General features: G+C 37.6%; 13 protein-coding genes, 1 tRNA gene and 1 pseudogene. 12 read left to right on the top strand and 3 right to left on the bottom strand.

The window, feature by feature from the left end; all coding sequences use genetic code 11:
* Positions 1-134: 134 nt before the first annotated feature.
* Positions 135-377 (top strand): annotated as a pseudogene (locus tag JN080_RS29905) (ABC transporter ATP-binding protein); the annotation flags it as partial.
* Positions 378-428: 51 nt separating this feature from the next.
* Here the strand turns inward: JN080_RS29905 and JN080_RS17190 are convergent.
* Positions 429-599 carry an aspartyl-phosphate phosphatase Spo0E family protein gene (locus JN080_RS17190; RefSeq protein WP_256237213.1) on the bottom strand — a complete coding sequence of 57 codons (171 nt, stop codon included), beginning with the start codon at positions 597-599 and terminating at the stop codon, positions 429-431.
* Positions 600-893: 294 nt separating this feature from the next.
* Between JN080_RS17190 and JN080_RS17185 the strand changes: the two genes are divergently transcribed.
* From JN080_RS17185 to JN080_RS17170, 4 genes are all read left to right on the top strand, one after another.
* A complete protein-coding gene (locus JN080_RS17185; RefSeq protein ID WP_256237212.1) occupies positions 894-1,601 on the top strand; it encodes a cytochrome c biogenesis CcdA family protein in 708 nt (235 codons plus the stop codon).
* A 156-nt stretch (positions 1,602-1,757) separates the two neighbouring features.
* Entirely contained in the window at positions 1,758-2,120 is a 363-nt protein-coding gene (locus tag JN080_RS17180; protein WP_309144689.1) for a response regulator, read from the top strand.
* 139 nt (positions 2,121-2,259) lie between these two features.
* A complete protein-coding gene (locus tag JN080_RS17175) occupies positions 2,260-2,739 on the top strand; it encodes a CcdC family protein (protein ID WP_256237210.1) in 480 nt (159 codons plus the stop codon).
* Positions 2,740-2,907: 168 nt separating this feature from the next.
* Positions 2,908-3,549: a transglutaminase domain-containing protein gene (locus JN080_RS17170; protein ID WP_256237209.1), complete on the top strand. Its 642-nt coding sequence runs from the start codon at positions 2,908-2,910 to the stop codon at positions 3,547-3,549.
* A gap of 243 nt (positions 3,550-3,792) precedes the next feature.
* Here the strand turns inward: JN080_RS17170 and JN080_RS17165 are convergent, their stop codons facing one another.
* A complete protein-coding gene (locus JN080_RS17165) occupies positions 3,793-4,218 on the bottom strand; it encodes a DUF2621 domain-containing protein (RefSeq protein ID WP_256237208.1) in 426 nt (141 codons plus the stop codon).
* A gap of 147 nt (positions 4,219-4,365) precedes the next feature.
* On the opposite strand from JN080_RS17165, the gene JN080_RS17160 reads away from it, so the two are divergent.
* The 5 genes from JN080_RS17160 to JN080_RS17140 all read left to right on the top strand — a co-directional run bounded on the left by JN080_RS17160 (position 4,366) and on the right by JN080_RS17140 (position 12,538).
* A tRNA-Sec gene (locus JN080_RS17160) sits at positions 4,366-4,462 on the top strand.
* Positions 4,463-4,775: 313 nt separating this feature from the next.
* Positions 4,776-5,849, top strand: a complete 1,074-nt coding sequence (locus JN080_RS29655; protein WP_256237207.1) for a Wadjet anti-phage system protein JetD domain-containing protein — start codon at positions 4,776-4,778, stop codon at positions 5,847-5,849.
* Positions 5,840-7,354, top strand: a complete 1,515-nt coding sequence (locus JN080_RS17150; RefSeq protein ID WP_256237206.1) for a hypothetical protein — start codon at positions 5,840-5,842, stop codon at positions 7,352-7,354. The genes JN080_RS29655 and JN080_RS17150 overlap by 10 nt, the downstream gene beginning before the upstream one ends.
* A complete protein-coding gene (locus JN080_RS17145) occupies positions 7,351-8,097 on the top strand; it encodes a DUF6063 family protein (RefSeq protein ID WP_256237205.1) in 747 nt (248 codons plus the stop codon). Before JN080_RS17150 ends, JN080_RS17145 begins: the two co-directional genes overlap by 4 nt.
* The gene (locus JN080_RS17140; protein WP_256237204.1) at positions 8,075-12,538 is read left to right on the top strand and encodes a coiled-coil domain-containing protein; all 4,464 of its coding nucleotides are present in this window, start codon (positions 8,075-8,077) and stop codon (positions 12,536-12,538) included. Before JN080_RS17145 ends, JN080_RS17140 begins: the two co-directional genes overlap by 23 nt.
* Positions 12,539-12,729: 191 nt before the next feature.
* On the opposite strand, the gene JN080_RS17135 is transcribed toward JN080_RS17140, so the two are convergent.
* Positions 12,730-14,559, bottom strand: a complete 1,830-nt coding sequence (locus JN080_RS17135; protein WP_256237203.1) for a helix-turn-helix domain-containing protein — start codon at positions 14,557-14,559, stop codon at positions 12,730-12,732.
* A gap of 290 nt (positions 14,560-14,849) precedes the next feature.
* On the opposite strand from JN080_RS17135, the gene JN080_RS17130 reads away from it, so the two are divergent.
* Both JN080_RS17130 and JN080_RS17125 read left to right on the top strand, forming a co-directional pair.
* The gene (locus tag JN080_RS17130; protein WP_256237202.1) at positions 14,850-15,989 is read left to right on the top strand and encodes an acyl-CoA dehydrogenase; all 1,140 of its coding nucleotides are present in this window, start codon (positions 14,850-14,852) and stop codon (positions 15,987-15,989) included.
* A 46-nt stretch (positions 15,990-16,035) separates the two neighbouring features.
* Complete coding sequence (locus tag JN080_RS17125) at positions 16,036-18,003, top strand: acetate--CoA ligase (RefSeq protein ID WP_256237201.1); 1,968 nt, start codon at positions 16,036-16,038, stop codon at positions 18,001-18,003.
* Positions 18,004-18,025 lie beyond the last annotated feature (22 nt).

The raw sequence follows: 18,025 nt of genomic DNA, 5'->3' as shown, positions 1-18,025 counted from the left end.
CCTCCATAACCCATTCAATTGAGGTAGGGGTACTATACGCCTTCGTAATTTACTTGGATCGCTTTTTTGAGCCCGTCAATCAAATGATGATGCGGCTTTCGATGTATCAGCAGACAATTATATAAGATACTAGTGAAGCAACAGCCAATATTGATACCGAAACAGAGGAGCAGATTTAACTTGCCCTTGCAAGGGTGAGGGAGGGACGGACAACCATTGCGATTGCCCATCGTTTATCGACCATTCAGGATGCAAATTTAATTCTTGTCCTTCACCAGGGGGAAATTGTTGAGCAGGGCACACACCAGGAATTGCTTGCCTATGGCAGGCTTTACCACAAGATGTTTCTCCTCCAAAAAGGGAAACAGCACGCCTAGAAAAGTTTTTATGACAAATAAAAGACACCTGATCCATGTCCAGGTGTTATATTAGTTAATAGAAAGTTTTTTATTATATTTGCGGTTATATTCATTTAATAGATGGTCAAGCTCTTGACTAAACTTGATGGTAAGCGAAGAACTAAAACCGCTGACAGCAGCAGCTTGAACCAATTCGGCCCGCTTTTGCTCGATTTGCTCAAGTAAATCGTGTTTAAGCAAAGTGGATGTTCCTTTCTGGAAATGCTCCTTAAGTGGTCATTTTTTTCATGTATACTAGTACTAGTGAAAATTAGAATTCAAATTTCATTTTACTAGTATAGCCGATTATGGTAAGTAATACAAAAAAATTTATTCAACAATTTTCTCGAAAAAATGTAGGAAATTGTTGAATAAAGTAGAATGGGTCATGTCTCCACTTTACCTCATTCACAAAATGTTCATAACGAACTATTATCTTTTATATCTAACATTTGTTAGAATTGAAAACGAAAGAACTACAGTGGGAGTGTTTTTATGTCTGATGTAAATCTATTTTTAGCTTTTGGCGCAGGCTTTTTAAGTTTTATTTCCCCTTGCTGTTTGCCACTTTATCCAGCCTTTTTATCCTACATAACGGGTATGTCAGTTGGTGAATTGAAAAGTGAAAATGCAATGCTCCAAAAGAGAAGTCTTTTGCATACACTGTTTTTCTTGCTGGGCTTTTCAGTTATTTTTATTGCGATCGGCTTTGGAACCAGCTTTATAGGTAGCTTTTTCCGTGAGTATAAAGACCTTATTCGCCAATTGGGCGGTATTTTTATTGTATTGTTTGGATTGGTGATTGTCGGTGTGTTTAAACCTGAATTCATGATGAGGGACCGGCGCTTCGAGTTTAAAAATCGTCCCTCCGGTTTTATCGGTTCGGCTTTAATTGGGATGGCCTTTGCAGCAGGTTGGACACCATGTACGGGTCCGATTTTATCGACTGTAATCCTGATGGCTGCCTCAAAACCAAGCTCAGCCGTTATTTACATGGTTGCCTATACACTGGGTTTTGCCATTCCGTTCTTCATTCTTTCGTTCTTTGTCGGACGGATGAAGTGGATTCGTAAGCATAGTGCCAAAATTGTAAAATTTGGCGGCTATCTGATGATCGTCATGGGGATTGTCCTTTTCTTTGACTGGATGACGAAAATTATTACCATTTTCTCTGGAGTGTTCGGCGGTTTTACTGGATTTTAAAGTTCTCAAACATTCTGTTCTACCCAGGAATCAATTGAATTTTAAATAAAAATTCGCTATATTAATAAAGTATCTGATTTCTATCGTGTTGTTGATCGCTTCAGGTCCAGCACAGGGGTATGGCTGTATATGCAGGAGTCAGTAGGAGGTAATACGGTGGCAAGAATATTGATTGTTGATGATGCTAAATTTATGCGATTAACGTTAACCAATATATTAAAAAAAGCAGCCCATGAAGTCGTTGGTGAAGCTGACAATGGAGAGAAGGCTGTGCAGCTTTATCGTCAACTGAAACCAGACCTTGTGACGATGGACATAACAATGCCGGAAATGAGCGGTATTGAAGCGGTTCGGCAGATTAAAAGCGAGTTCTCTGATGCAATAATCATCATGTGTTCAGCAATGGGTCAGCAAAAGATGGTTGTTGAGGCCATCGAAAGTGGCGCGAAGGATTTTATTGCCAAGCCATTCGATGAACATAGGGTTATAGATGCAATAAATAGAGTGTTAAAATTATAGCCATTGAAGATTCAGTAGATGGTCTTTTCTTTTTTCAAAATATACCTTTTAGACCGTGTATATATTTATTATCTTTTGCATACTTGTTATATAATGAAGTACGAAAACTACTATTTATGATAAGGAATGGATGTATCATATGAATTACGTCGTTTTATCTACAATTGGTGCAGCCTTTATGGCCATTGGTGTTTTATTTGTGCGGTTGAAAGCGGCGAAGAAGCCTACATCGGTAAAGAAGATTATTATACCGCCAATAGCTATGACCAGTGGAGCCATCATGTATTTTATTCCTCAATTTCGGCTTACACCGATGGAAATTTTAGAGGCAGTTGTCGTCGGAATGTTTTTCTCTATTTTCTTGATTAAAACCTCAAAATTTGAGATTCAAGGAAATGACATTTACCTTAAGCGTTCAAAAGCATTTGTGTTTATACTAATTGGTCTCTTAATCATTAGGATCGTCATGAAATCTTTATTAAGCTCCACTATAGATCTTGGGCAGTTAAGCGGAATGTTCTTCCTGCTTGCATACAGCATGATCGTCCCATGGCGAGTGGCAATGTACACAGATTATAAGAAATTGTATAAAGAGCTTCACAATAGTAAAACTATTTAAAATGTAAAAAAACACTGGTCTTCTGATCAGTGTTTTTTTACATTTTAAAAGAAAATCAAAGAAAATTTAATTGGTTTAATATTCCAAACATTTTGCTAAAAGTCCTTTCCTGTATTATACTTGTAAATGTGAACAAAATGTGAAAATTAGGCGGGGATATCGGGGAAGATGAAATATGTTTTGACTTTATTGTTGTTGATTGTCGTCGTATTTGGATTACTGTCTCCTAATTTTTATCAACATGCGATCGCAGATGAAATTGCCTATCACGCAGGTTCAATCCGGGGGGAGAATCCACTTACAAAAGTCGCCGTTCAAGTCATCCAGGTTACAAACAGAAGTCCTTATTTACTCCCGAGTCAACTCATTCAAAGTACTAACCCGCAAATTGTCCAACTAGCGAAAACAATTACAAAAGGAAAAATGGGAGATGCGGCAAAATCTAAAGCGATTTATGATTGGATGACACACCATATCACCTATGATGTTCAAGAATACGAAAGATGGAAAGTGGACAACCATTACAGCTATGCCACTGCCTTGGAAACTTTAAAAAAGGGATCGGGAATTTGTATGGGCTATGCGCGTTTAAATGCGGCCTTCCATCGAGCGGTAGGAATTGAAGCGAAAATTGTTTATGGTGAAGAACACGCGTGGAATCAAGTAAAAGCAAACGGCATATGGCAGGACCAGGACACTACCTATGGCTCCGGCTATATCGATGAGAAAACCAACCAATTCATTCAGTCTTACAATCCAATCTATTTTGCGTATGCCGAAAAGAGATGGGAAGGCGAATTTGATTGGTAGGATTCTAAAAAGCTATTTTGTACTCTTCATGATCCTCACCACGGTATTCTACCTCGAATTTTTTATAAAAATGAAAACCTCATGAATAATCATCAACTCTACCAACGAAAGATAGTAAGGAATGACAACATGCTATATCATCATATATCTGAATATTCCATAAATTTGTAATTAACGGACAAATAAGCAAAACCTTTTTGGTTTTGCTTATTTGTTTGCTTTCTATACATGATGAAATGGACACTAGAATAAATTCTCATATGGAGCCACATCAATCTGTTTTTCCCGTAATCTTTTCCGTAGAAATTTATGATCTCGTTTTGGTGTCGCCTGAATGTAACCTTTGATGACTAGATCTTGGGTAATCTTCGGTGCTTTCTCTTTTAAAGCAAGTTCACCAACTTTACCGGCAATTTTATGCTTGGCAACATCCCGAAAAAGCTCCGGTACCGGACTCACTAATTCATTGAGCAAAGCTTTTTCTTCGTCATGCCAAAGATGAAGAGACTCATTTACATAGTGCTCTTCCCAATCCATCACCGATTTGCCGTCCTTTTTCGGAAGCTTTTTCAAAAACTTCCGGAACATAAAAAATCCGCCGATTCCAAACGACACAACCAAGAAGAAGATCCAAAACAATATAAACCACAAAAACCAACCGTGCAGCATCATCTTCACCTACACAAATCTAATTATTCACTTTATTATAGACTTTTTTTACAAAAGAAGACAAGCAAACCTTAAATAGTTTACAAAGGTGTGAAACGTATTGAACAATCACTGTGTTACTAGTATAATAAAACTTGTCTCTTCTATGGGGCTGATTGGGGTGCTGGTGCCCTCCACGGTCTTCAAAACCGCTTGTGACCTTCGTGTAAGGTCAGGTGGGTTCGATTCCCACGCAGTCCCGCCAAAAACCTTGATATTATTACATATTTAACCGCACAGTGTTTTTTCACTCGTGTGGTTTTTTCGTTTATTTCAACCTTTTGATTTCGTGGCTTTCTAGCGGATTTATAATTGAGTATTTGAGTTATTGAGTGTCGTCAAATATTTCTGTGGATAAGAAATTCGATGGTGCTCTGTACGAGCATGTTGGTATACTTTGAAGTCTGCTTTCTTTTAAGAAAATTTCATTTACCAACAATAACGCAACTAGTTTATAATTTAAGGATGTCAGGAATGGGAATAGGAGTCTATTCATGACTCTAAGAAGATGTAAGTAGGTGAGTACAATCGACATCATTGAAACACGGGTAAGAGGTTTTATAGCTGATATTCAGCACCCTAAACAAAAAAAGAAAATAAATAGTAACGATTTAGAATTTCAGTTGCGCAAGCTAATGGATGATTATTTTGAAATGGACGGTTATTCGTTGTTTTATCGCGCAATCGAAACATTGCAAGCGGAAGGACAGCTAATCCCTATTCAAAATAATCAATACAATGGTAAAACACCTGCTCTTGCCTTATATTACTGGGTAAATATAAAAGTACAGGCCGACAAATGGGATCGTCTCGAAATGATGAAATTAAGTGATCAGTTTGATTTTTCCTATTATGAACGGCATCCCGAATGGCAGACGAAAGACGAATGGCATCGAATCCGGAATTTATATGCTTTTCTAAAGTCCAGTCAGGAACGGGAAATCGTATCATTAGAAGAAAGAAGCCTGGAGCTCTTTGGTCATGAAAAATTCTTAATTGATAGTGATAGCTTTCCTGATGGAAAAGGCTTTTTGACTAGAATTGGAATATCAGAAGACCAACTTAAAATGGTGAACTATGGGGAACCTTTTGTATTTTGGATGAAACAAGGTAAAGAAATGAAAGATATTCAGAGAGTACTTATTGTCGAAAATCTATCTTTCTTTCATACTTCTATTAAATTATTGGAAGCAAATATTCTTGATTATGAGCCCGAACTCATTATTTATGGGGAAGGAACGAAAATTGAACGGAGCTTTTCCTTTTTCTTTCGAATGTTTCCGCCAAAATCCTATCTTTTCTACTACGCAGGAGATCTTGATGCCGCAGGTTACGGGATCCTCATTCGGCTTATCGAAAAATATCCGGATTGCAGTATTCAGCCTGCCTTAAAAATCTACCGTAAAATGCTTGAATGTCTAGAACAAAAAAATGACCAGAAAATTGGTCAAACACAAAACCTCAATTACCGTGATTTATTTTTTCAATGGTTTACAGATGAGGAGCAAGCACTATTACGGCAATTATGGCAGGAAAATAAGCGAATCCCACAAGAAGTCTTAAACGTAGAAACATGGAGGAGATGGACGTGAACGAATCATGGGAAGGTTTTGCTCAGCGAATGCAACGATTAAATCCACTGTTTGAGCTTGGCAGGGGAATGGAGGTAGGAGAGCTAAAGCCTCATATCCAAACGATTCTCATGCAAGTGCTCCTTACCATCTTTTATCGAGAATTAAATGATGATGATCATAGACGCAAATCAGATATCAAGTATATGGTAGAAGATTCTATTAAGCAAATGAAGCTGTTGGCAGACGATAAGCAAATTGAACGGATTACAAGCGGGCTATTATATCAGGGAAAAGAAGAGTATAGCAAACCGTTTGAAGCCCCATATTACGATGAAATAAGCCAATCATGGGAAATTCAGGTCTTCCGTTATGTCACGATGGATGAAATATATACGAATTTAGAGTTGGGCGGATCGATTGTTTATAAGCTTACAGATGTCTCTCAGGAAATGATTTTTATGAGCAGGGAAATGGCGGAAGAATTCTCCATAACGATAGAACAACTTTATAGTATGCAGCTAATTAAAAACGGTAATTTTAGAAAAGCTACCCGAAACCTCGATCATCTCATTTCACGTGTAAATCGCCTAATGGCAAACGAATTCACTTTCCAAAAGGAAATGTTTAATAATCCCAAAATATTGCTAATTGAAGAAGAATGGCAAAGGGCCGACAATCGTGTTGAAATTGAAAAGCAATTTGAAGAAGAAAAAAATCACTTCCGTACTATTACTAGGATGATAGATAAAACGAAACGAAGAAATGAAGAGGATGATTCTATCCAAAAAGAATTGATTCTTCTCCAAGAAAAAATTGGCCATACAAGGCAGTTGCATGATCGTTTTGCCAAGCTAGTCATTCAAAATATTTCCTATGAGATGAAATTAAAAGCGGAAAATCCTTCCTTGTTTTGGGAAACCAGTCTGGTTTCATTTCGAGAACATCTTTATGAAAATTGGTTAATGAAGGAAGGGATCAAAAGTTTCGAGGCAATAGAAAGAGTACTTTCTCCCTTGTTTTCACCGAAGAATGAATTTATTTTGCCGCTTGATTGGATATGGGGTGAACAAGAATTTGATGAAAAACAACTAACGGATGCCATAATCGAAGAAGAATCAGAAGAAAGCATCACTCGTCTGCGAGTGACGAACTGGGAGTCTGTTACTAAGGCATGGAGTTATGTTTTTCAGCATTTACAAACATACGGAGAGTTTTCATTAGCTGATTTATCCACGCTGCCATTAGAAGTGCAGGATTTATGGTTTGAAGAATCTGAAACGATTGACTTATGGATGATGTTTGATAAAAAGCCGTTGAAGGTTCAAGTGTTGCATCGAAAGGAAGAAACATTAAGTGATGAGAGGGAAATTCTTCTTTATAAACTAATGCAGGAATATCCACAATTTCAATTTTTTGAAGGCTTAAAAATCTTTACAATGTTTGATGATCGGGCGGAGCCGCATCATTGGTATCAAATGAAAATTACCCCGTTTAAGATATGTGTACTGGAGGAAAAAAGATGAATGCAGAATCAATCAAAAAAGCAGCAGCTGTCTATTTTACTCTATTAAAAGAAAAAGTAATTGACGAAAATAGCGAACATTTCCAGACGTATTTTGATCCGGAAGTGAGACAGACCGTTCTTTTATTAGCAGACGAATCAGGTACATATATTATTGAGTCAGCTAAACGGATCCACTTAGTTGTCCAGCCCACTGGCTCTGTCTTTGCTACGAATTTTACCCATTTGAAAGACAAGCATAAGCAAATCGAAACGAAAAAACACTTTCATCTTGTTAGTATTGTCATTATGTCTTTTTTAGCAGCCATTGACAGCAACCAGGCTGCAAAAATCCGAACGAGGCGGGAAGGGATTAGCTATTACGCATTAGAGCGTTTTGTCAACGATCTCATCATGAAATGGGATAGCATTCTTAAAGCGAAACCTACCTTCGGAGAAGAGGAAAGAATTGATATGAAGGATGTTGTGACAACGTGGAAATACATGGAGGTTGACACAGATGATTATGGGGCTAAAAAAGGCAATAGACGAACCAGAATCGGTTTAATTGCCAATGCGATGCGTTTATTAGAGACGGAGGGACTGATCATCATTCTTGACCGGGATGATATTCCAAAGGCAATTCCTAAACAAGAGCTTTTTGAGCGAATTGAATACCTGTTTCACGATTATGATCGTTATGAATTATTTAAAAAATTAATGACCACGGAGGAGGGTGAGCATGCCGAAAATCTATCGAATTAGAATTGTAGGCCTAAAGTATGATGGCATGCAAAAGCAATATAAAGATACCACCTTTAACTTTCATAATGAAGAGACAGCTACAAATGGTCTCATCGCGATGATGAATGGGGGTGGGAAAGGTGTATTCCTGCAAACCATCTTCCAAATACTTAAACCTGGAACCTCATGGGGAAAACAAAACAATCGTTATTATCAGCAGTTCTTTTTTAATAATAAAGAGCAATTTTTTCCTTATACCTTTCATGTTCTCATTCAATGGGAATTGGACGGTTCAGACCGCCGGCATCTGGTAACGGGAGGAATGTTTTCAGCCGAACAGCGGATTTCGATGAGTGAAGAAAGTGGAAATGAAAGCAAAACGTTGGAACAGGAAGCGAAGATCCTCCCTATTATTACATTTTATACAAGAGAATTTGAACGGAAGGAAGAGGTATCACTTGAGCATATTCCACTATTTGAAAATGATGAGGTTGCTGAAACAGAAAGCCTGAAGGACTATTTAAAATGGAATGGCTATGATGTTTACCGAGATACGAAGAAACACTATCGCATTCTTGATACATACGGAATTAACCGTAAAGACTGGGATATTATGAAGGACATTAACAAGGATGAAGGCGGCGTTGGGAAATACTTTGAGGGGGCTGAGGATGATCATTCCCTATTCCAAAAACGAATCATTCCTACTGTTAGTCAAGTCTTGGACCGGACAGAACATCAAAAGAACGATCTTGTCGAGATTTTCAAGAGTCAGGCAAGTATCGCGAAGGATTTGCCTGTTCTTTTAAAAAGAGAGCAAGCACATAAGGAATTTCTAGAAGACATTGTCCCTTTTGAAGAGAACCTGGCAAAAGGAGCAGAGCATAAAGAAATTGTTCAGACAAGTATAAAGGTAGGCAGACAACTGCTAGGTGCTTTAGAACATTTGAAGCAATCGAAAGAGGAAATGCTGCTTACTTTAGAGAAAGACATTGAAAAATTAACGATAAGGCAAGCTGATTTACGCTATCAAAAAGACAATTTAGAGTATGCAGAAGCTCACAGAGAGGTACTGGATTGGGAGAAGAAATTAGGAGAAGAAAGGAATAAGCATACTTCCTTACAAGCATATGTTCAGGAAAAACAAGAACGAAAAGAACAGCTAGGCTTTCAGTTATTATTAAAAGAGTGGAATGAAAACGAGCAAAGTATTCGCTCTCTTTCACAGCAGATCGCGACATTAGAACAAAATAGCGGCTTAGAGCAAGTGAATCAAAGAATGGATGAAATCAAAAAAGAAGCAACAAGGCAATGGGAGCAATCTTATCTATCCTTACAAGAAGCTGTTAAGCAGTATTTGGGGTATCAAAAGTTCTTAAAGAAAAAAGGAAATGATCTGTCGCAGCAGGATAACCAAAAGACAAAAGAGATTGCTCAGCTGAATACTGAAATTGATTTTCTCTATACGCAAATTCATACATTTGAGTCTAAGGAAGAAAACCTCATTAAAGAATTTGGTGACCGTATAACCTATGACTTAAAGGGATTTATCGCGTTTCTTTCTAAACAAATTGAAAACAAAAAGATTTCTGTAGAAGATTTGCAAGCAAAAGATAAAGAATCTAGTGAAGTGCAAAACAAATTAGCCACTTCACATGGTACGCTCGTCCAATCGATTCAGTTTTCAGAAGAAAAATGTGAAAAGTTAAAGGAAACACATGAAGAGCAAAAACAAAAAGAAGCAAAACTAGTAGATAGGCTTCATGGGTTATTAAATGATGTTGCTGCACCTTTAACTCATGCGCTTCTTTCGAAATATGCCATACAGATTGAAGATATACTAGGCAATAATAGAGAACAAGGTGAACAAATTAAAAAGGATCTATGGGAAATACAACTCGATTATTCCTTAAATGATGAGCACTTCTGGATTCCGAATAAAGATGTGAAAGAATTAAGAGAATGGATTGATGAAAAGACTGGCATCGATGTGTTTTATGGAACTCAATTTCTCCTATCTTTAAGTAAAGAAGAACTTGTGAACTACCTCACGACTTATCCACTCCTTCCATATGGGTTAGTCGTAAGCGGGCAGCAATGGCAAAAAGTTAATCAGCAAGTTCTTTCAGGAAGAATGTTTAAAAGTCCTGTTCCTATATTTTTACGTGAGGAAATGAACGGCGAACATCATCAGCCATCCTTTGTGATTATTAACGGAACAGAGAAAGAGTTATTAACGGATAAAAATCAATTTACCAACTGGAAAATTAGTATTGCTAAACAAATAGAAGAAAAGAAAGAAACATTTATTGAAATTGAAAAAACAGAAACCTCCTTACGCCGTATTTTAAAGGAAATTGATCGTTTTTTATCACACGAGCTTGCGGTTGATATTGAGAGAGCTTTCAATCAAGAACAGAACGCCCTTTTTGCTAAGAAGACACAGCTGCAAGAAATCACAACACAGCAGCAAAAAGAAAAAGAATTACAGCTCCAGCTAAAAGAACAGATTGAGACTGCAAAAGAAAAAATCGAAAAGCTGACAAGAGATGTAGAAACATTAGAGGAATATGATCGTGTAAAGCTTATTCATCAAGAAAATAAACGTGTGAAATTAGAGAAAGAGAAACAAAAGGAAGCCTCAGGTTTAGTGCAGCAAGAAATAGGAAAAGAGCACCAAAATATCATTGAACTGCAAAACAAGTGGCATCAAACGTATTTAGAATGGAAGGTTACAACCGAACAAACGATAAAAGAGATCGTAATCTTTATTGAAACAGCGGTTTTTCCTGCTGATGAAAAAGCGGAGCAGTGTGAAGACATCCCACGTTTGTCACCGCATTTATTAGAGGAGATAAATGGCAGTATTGAAGAGTTAAAACAGCTCCAGAAGTCAAAAGAAGAACAAGCTAGAGAATTGCTGGTTATTCAAGCAAAAAAAGAAACAGAACAAAAGCAGCAAAAGAAATTAGAGAAAAAACTAGATACTCATAACAAGGAGTGGAATAACGCTCCGGAACCAGATGAACCCATAAGTATATTAGAAAATATGCTGCAAACTGCACAAAAGGAAGCAAAGACTACCGAAAAAGAAGAACGGGAACAAGGAACGGCTGTTACCGTCGCAGAAACTTCATTACAGCATGCGATTGTCCAGCGTGACAAGTCAGGAAAGAAAGTGGCAAAACATGAAAAACCGCCTGAAAAGTGGGAAGGGCTTGACTTAAAACTAAAGGAAGTCGAAATAAAAGACCAAACGAAACAAACGATAGAGGAAGTAAAGCAGGCTCAAAAGCTCCAAAAAGAAACAGAAACCATCATTGCTGGTTATGAAGGGGATTTGTTAACATTATCCGTTATCCTTAAGGAGGAAGCCGCAGCATTTACTGATATAGATGTAGAAAAGGTTAAGAGCCAAGGTAAAGCATGTATCTTATCCTGGTGTGAAGAACACCAAGCGATTCAGGAAGAAGGCCAAGAGAAGCATGCGAAAATCGAACAATCATTACGTAATGTAAAGCAAACGATTGAAGGAAAGGATTGGGAGATTCGTTTTAAAAATGAAGTATTAACAACATTAGACCATATGGATACGAGGCATTATTCGCATATTCAAAGTATCGTTAAAAATATGAAGCGCTTCTCACAAAGTGGTTTGGAACAATTAGAACGCGACAAAGAAAGGGCAGAAAAGGCTCAAACCTTCTGGGCCAGCCGTGCGAGCATGAAGGTAATGAGTATTTCAGAGGCGATTCGTTCCATGATTGCAAAAATGAAGCTGAAAAATGAACGAGGAACCTTCCCGCTTGTACAACTAAAAGAAGATATTTTACCTAAAAAGCCCGAAGATATCGAGCCGCTGCTGAAGCAGCATTTTGTAGCTGCCATAAACAAAATTACCAAACAATTTGATACGATTGATAATAATAATCAAGCCGTAGACCAAGAAATAAAACAACTCATTAGTGATGAACAAATTTTGTTTGTATCACTACGAAATCGGTATCCTGAGCTTCTCGTCTATAATATGCGAACGGATAATGCCTTTATGTACGGAAAACCGCAAAGAGAGCATTATTCAACCTGGCAGACAATTAATCAAGGTTCAAAGACGAAATCAGACGGTAGTGGAGGACAAAAGCTATCAGCCCGAATGGTTATGATGATGATGTTATTGTCAGTTAAAAGCGAATCAGATCAAAGCTGGGTTCCTTTGGTCTGTGATAATCCATTCGGACAAGCTGCGTCGGCACATGTCCTTGACCCGATATTCGCAGTTGCCGAAAAACTGAAGTTCCAATTCATCGTCGTAACTCCGCCCGAACTTGTGAAAACGGAAATCAGCCAAAGATTTGCTGCCTATTATAAATTGGACTTCATTCGCGAAAAAGGAAAAGAAATTGTTTCGGACACAATTGTTCCAGCATTTCGGATTTACCAGGGAGCGGCAGTCATTCAATAAGGTAATACAATGATAAAGTCAAGGATTTAAACCACAAAAGAGTTTATAGGTTAATAAAGAGAGAATACAAGAATTAGGCTGCCTCACTGCAAAAGAATTTGGAATGAAGGCAGCCTAGATGGTGTTTTATATGTGTTTCATTTCGCTAGGTAAATTCAACCTGGGATATTTTAATGTAGCAGTTATTATTTTTAGTTTTTGTTTTTCTGTAATGTGTCTTTATCTTTTATATATTGATAAATATTGATTGCTAAATGAATATTAAATAATGGTTGACTATCATTCAAGTCCGTTAATAGAATTTCCTCAATTCGCTTTAAACGATAGCTTAAGGTATTTGTGTGAATATGTAAAGAATCAGCCGTTTTCTTTATGTTTTGATTTTGGTCTAAATAAACAATTAAAGTGCTTAACAATTCGCCTTTTCTAGATTGCTCATATTCAATAAGGGGACCTAATACTTCGTGGATAAAATCGATCAATTCTTCCTTTGAATTTTGTAAAATAAACCTCTGAACGCCAAGGTCTGTATAGCTAAGGACTCTATGATCAAAAAGATAATTTTTAAGAAACTTTATGCACTTTGTCGCTTCTACAAATGACTCATGAACAAACGTAAGTCCTTTCTTAATTCTTCCAATACCAATCGATACGTCTATCTCTCTAAATTTATTTTTGATCTCATGCTGTAAATTTTTTGCAAGTTCTTTTATTTCAGCAACCATATTGGGCGAAGAAACTCTTGAATGCAAGGATAGAAGAGCAACAATTTGATTTTCATCCCTTACCGCCATTATTTGAGAGTTCCTCCCAAGTAATATCATATTGACCATATGGAGTAAATTCCTTATAACGTGATCGTCAAAGGCCTTTTGCTTGTTTAACTTATCTTCAAAATTAATAATAATAGCAACATAGTTCTGGTTAGGTTCAAAATTTAAATTTTTTGCTTTCTGAATGAGTACTTCATCTATCTGTCCTGAAAAAAGCTTTGTCACGAATTCCCCTCTTAAACGCTGCTGTGTTGCAAAAACGGCTTCCTCTTTTACCAGTTCAAGTGAAATGACAGTACAAGCATGTTCAAGAGCAGCAATATCCACTTCGCTCATTTTTTGTTTAGAAAGGATTATTAGCCCGCCTAGAGACTTTAGTTTTGACCCAAGTGGCAATACGACTAATTGATAAGTATCATCATTTAAAGTTATATCGGAAACGGTATGTGAATTTTCTAGTTTTAGGATAATTTGTTTGGCATACTGTTTCATATACTCAGTCACCTCAACAGAAAGTGAGGAGTGGCAGGCAGAAGCCCTAAGCTCTCCTATCTCATCAAAGAGAAACATATGCTGTCCAATTGTTTTATGTATAAAGTTCATAATCGATTGGATTCCTTCTCCATTTACAACAAGATTGGCTAAGTTTCTATGTATTTCAATTGAATGGGAAAGCTTGCGAACCATTTTTTCCTTTTCATAATAAAGACTGGATTTTTCCAAGGCAACCGCTGCTTGGTGGCCAATCGCTTCCAATAGATTAATATCCTCTTGCTTAAACTGCAAAGATTGTTCAAAAGAGTCCAATGTAATCACGCCAATACATTTTCCCTTTTGTAAAATAGGTGAAGAAATGACAGATGTAAAATGAAAATTACTCGGAATCGACCGATCCAATAAATCTCTGTTATATGGAGTTAATGTAGACAGTGCCTGTTTAACTTCTACCTCATCCCAAAAAATGAGACATTTTTTTGCAGCAAAAGACATCCCAGTCATGGATTCACCGCTAACTAATTTAATTTGCCTAAAAATATGTGGATAAAATAATCCTTGAGCTGATTTTGCGATGAGTCGATTCTGGTTTTTGTCAAAAATCCATATAGAGCCTCCTCCAGCAGCTTCAACGACAGATATCGTTTCATTCATGATGGAATCAAAGATGGTAACAATATCTAATTTGGAATTGATAACGTTGGACACATGGATCAAGGACTTTAGTTGCCGATGAGTTAATGTATCTTGCACCTTTCATCATCCTTTCGCTAAGATGTTACATTTGAATCCGCTTTCATTATTTGTGTAAAACACACAAATTTTTCATCATAATCTTCATGAAAATGTACATAGCATAATACTTCTAATCGTTATATTCTTATTATAAGAAAATTTAGAAAATAATGAAAGGGGGTCAGCGAATAGAGATTTAGGGGAAGTTTCACATTTATTACGATAAATAGGTTAATTATGAGTAATTTTGTTTTAAAATAATTTTTTTGCTGAAAACAATCAGAATATTTAGAAAGGTGTTGTGGATAGTGAATTTTGATTTAACGAAAGAACAAGAGATGATACGCAAGTTAATTCGTGATTTTGCTGATGCAGAAGTTGCTCCTGGAGCAGATGAACGTGATCGAACTGGGGAATTCCCAAAGAAAATTTTTTCAAAATTAGCAGAGTTAGGGATCATGGGTCTTCCTTTCCCTGAACAATACGGGGGAGGTGATGCTGACGCCATCAGTTTTGCAATTGTTGTTGAAGAACTTAGCCGTGTTTGTGCATCTACAGGAATTACATATTCAGCGCATATTTCATTAGGGGGGGCCCCTCTTAATTTATTTGGTACCCACGAGCAAAAAGAGAAATACTTAACACCAATTTGTACTGGAGAGTCTTTCGGGGCATTTGGATTGACTGAACCGAATGCAGGCTCCGATGCAGGGGGAACCCAAACAACAGCAGCTCTTGATGGAGATGAGTGGGTCATTAACGGCTCAAAATGTTTTATTACAAATGCAAGCTATGCCAATCACCTTGCAGTGACAGCCGTAACAGACCGCTCAAAAGGAATCAATGGAATCAGCGCATTTATTGTTCCTACTGATGCTCCAGGATTCACTGTAATCAACAACTACGAAAAAATGGGTCTGCATGCCTCAAATACGACAGAACTTATCCTAGAGAATGTAAGAGTTCCGAAAGAAAATCTGCTGGGAACAGAAGGAAACGGCTACAAGCAATTTTTAGCTACTCTTGATGGCGGAAGAATTGGAATTGGTGCAATGGCTGTAGGTATTGCTCAAGGAGCATATGAAAAAGCTCTTCAATATGCAAAAGAAAGAAAACAATTTGGAAAGAGTTTATCAAACTTCCAGGCAATCCAATTTAAATTAGCTGACATGGCATTGAATATCGAATTAGCACGCAATATGGTTTACAAAGCAGCTTGGTTAAAGGATCAAGGACGAGCATTTAAAAAGGAAGCGGCATACGCGAAATTATTTGCTTCTGAAATGTGCATGCGTGCATGTGATCAAGCCGTTCAAATTCATGGCGGATATGGATATATGAAGGAATATCAAGTTGAGCGATTCTTCCGTGATGCGAAACTTTTGGAAATTGGTGAAGGAACATCTGAGGTTCAACGAATGGTCATTGCCAAACAAATTGGATGTTAAAGAAATTTTATAGTAATTAAATAAAAATTGTTGAAGGAGCCATGACATGGATATCAGTGGAATTTTACAAGTAGTTTCAAATAGCAAACTCATTTTTCCAGAAGATGATAAAGCTCATTCAACCTCCATTGGGAGCAGCGAAGCTTTTCAAGAACTTCTTAAACTATCTCACGAAGATCCTGCTGCCTTTTGGGATCGTGCAGCCCGTGAACTTGTTTGGTATGAACCATGGAATGAAACCATTAGTGGTGAACTCCCCGATTTTCGCTTTTTTGTTGGCGGCGTTAGTAACCCAAGTGTAAATTTACTTGACCGGCATATAGAAAATGGGGCAGGCAACCGGATCGCTCTCATTTGGGAGGGTGAAAATGGGGACACCAAATTTTACACGTATAATATGCTTCTTGCTGAAGTAAATCGATTTGCAAATGTTCTTAAATCATTTGGTGTAAAAAAAGGTGATTGTGTCGCTATTTTTCTTCCAAATCTGGCCGAAGCCTTTATTGCCGTTTTAGCTTGTTTTCGAATTGGTGCTATTTACAATACGATTTTCTCTGGTTATTCCGAAAAATCATTGACAGACCGACTCATCAATTTCGAGCCAAAAGTATTGGTCACTGCGGATGCGACCGAACGCCGGGGTAAAATCATTCGATTAAAAGAAAAAGTCGATCAGGTTGTACCATCGATTCCATCTGTCGAAGCAGTCATTGTTGTAGACCGATTAGGTTCAGTGGTTCAAATGAAAGAAGGACGGGATTACTGGTGGCATGAGCAGACAAAAGCGGCAAGTATCGTTTGTGAACCTGAGAGAATAGAAGCGAATGAGAGCGGTATTGTGTTTTATACAAGTGGTACGACTGGTAAACCAAAAGGTGTCGTGCATTCCGGTATGGCTTTTGTCACTCAAAATTACACATATGCCAAGTATCATATGGATCACCATAATGATGATGTTTTCTGGTGTACCGCGGATATCGGCTGGCTAACAATGCATATTTGGGGAATTACTGGTGCCTTAGCGAATGGTGTAACAACCGTTGTCTTTGAAGGGGCCGTTGATTATCCAACAAAAGACCGTTTTTATCAAATCATTGAAAAATATAGGGTGAATAAACTGTTTACTGCCCCTACAGCATTAAGAATGTTAAAAAGTATGGGAGAAATGGCATTAAAGAAATTTGATTTATCTTGCCTTGATGTCATTTCCCTTGTTGGAGAACCTTTTGATCCGGAAACCTGGCATTGGACATATGAAGTTTTAGGAAAGAAGAAGGTATATATCAATAATACTTGGGGTCAAACCGAAACAGCGGGATCGCCTATAGCTGGAGCAGCTTGGCTGACACCAATGAAACCGGGCTCCTCAGGTATTTCATTTTTAGGTGTGGTTATGGATATAGTTGATGAGGAAGGTAAACCAGTTAAACCTGGTAGGTTAGGAAATTTGGTGATTAGAAAACCGTTTCCTATGCTATGCCGGACACTTTGGAAAGAACCAGAGCGATATTACGCCTCCTATTTTAGCCAAGTGGATGGTTGCTATTATGCCAGCGACCTGGCATTAATAGATGATGATGGATATTTATGGGTAGTTGGCCGTTCAGATGACGCGTTTAATGTAGCAGGACACCGCTTAAGTACAATGGAGATGGAAAGCGCTGTACTAGAATGTGAGGGTGTTTCTGAAAGCGCAATCATTGGAATCCCTGATGAAATAAAAGGAGAAGTTCCGCTCGTATTTGTCCGTCTGGCCGATGGCTATAAGGCAACAGAAGAATTAAAACAACAAATAAATAATCGGATCATACAACAAATTGGTAAGATTGCAGCTCCAAAATCAATTATTTTTACTGATATGTTGCCGAAAACAGTCTCGGGGAAAATCATGCGCCGCTTATTGAAGGAAATTGTTGTATCAGGAAAGGTTAACGGCGACATTACAGGACTTGAAGATCCGTCGACCGTTGCGCAAATACAAAATATAGTAACAGAAAAACCATCAGTTAAATAGTTATGAATTAGAGTCAGCCATT

The sequence above is a fragment of the Bacillus sp. EB600 genome, assembly GCF_024494385.1.
Lineage (GTDB): Bacteria > Bacillota > Bacilli > Bacillales > Cytobacillaceae > JAEVLT01.
Note: the sequence above shows the minus strand (reverse complement) of the source record. Positions and strands in the feature narration are given on the sequence as shown.

Excerpts from the sequence above, each read along its gene's own strand:
- JN080_RS17185 (WP_256237212.1), top strand. The coding sequence starts at position 894 with ATGTCTGATGTAAATCTATTTTTAGCTTTTGGCGCAGGCTTTTTAAGT.
- JN080_RS17175 (WP_256237210.1), top strand. The coding sequence starts at position 2,260 with ATGAATTACGTCGTTTTATCTACAATTGGTGCAGCCTTTATGGCCATT.
- JN080_RS17170 (WP_256237209.1), top strand. The coding sequence starts at position 2,908 with ATGAAATATGTTTTGACTTTATTGTTGTTGATTGTCGTCGTATTTGGA.
- JN080_RS17165 (WP_256237208.1), bottom strand. The coding sequence starts at position 4,218 with ATGCTGCACGGTTGGTTTTTGTGGTTTATATTGTTTTGGATCTTCTTC.
- JN080_RS17150 (WP_256237206.1), top strand. The coding sequence starts at position 5,840 with ATGGACGTGAACGAATCATGGGAAGGTTTTGCTCAGCGAATGCAACGA.
- JN080_RS17145 (WP_256237205.1), top strand. The coding sequence starts at position 7,351 with ATGAATGCAGAATCAATCAAAAAAGCAGCAGCTGTCTATTTTACTCTA.
- JN080_RS17140 (WP_256237204.1), top strand. The coding sequence starts at position 8,075 with ATGCCGAAAATCTATCGAATTAGAATTGTAGGCCTAAAGTATGATGGC.
- JN080_RS17125 (WP_256237201.1), top strand. The coding sequence starts at position 16,036 with ATGGATATCAGTGGAATTTTACAAGTAGTTTCAAATAGCAAACTCATT.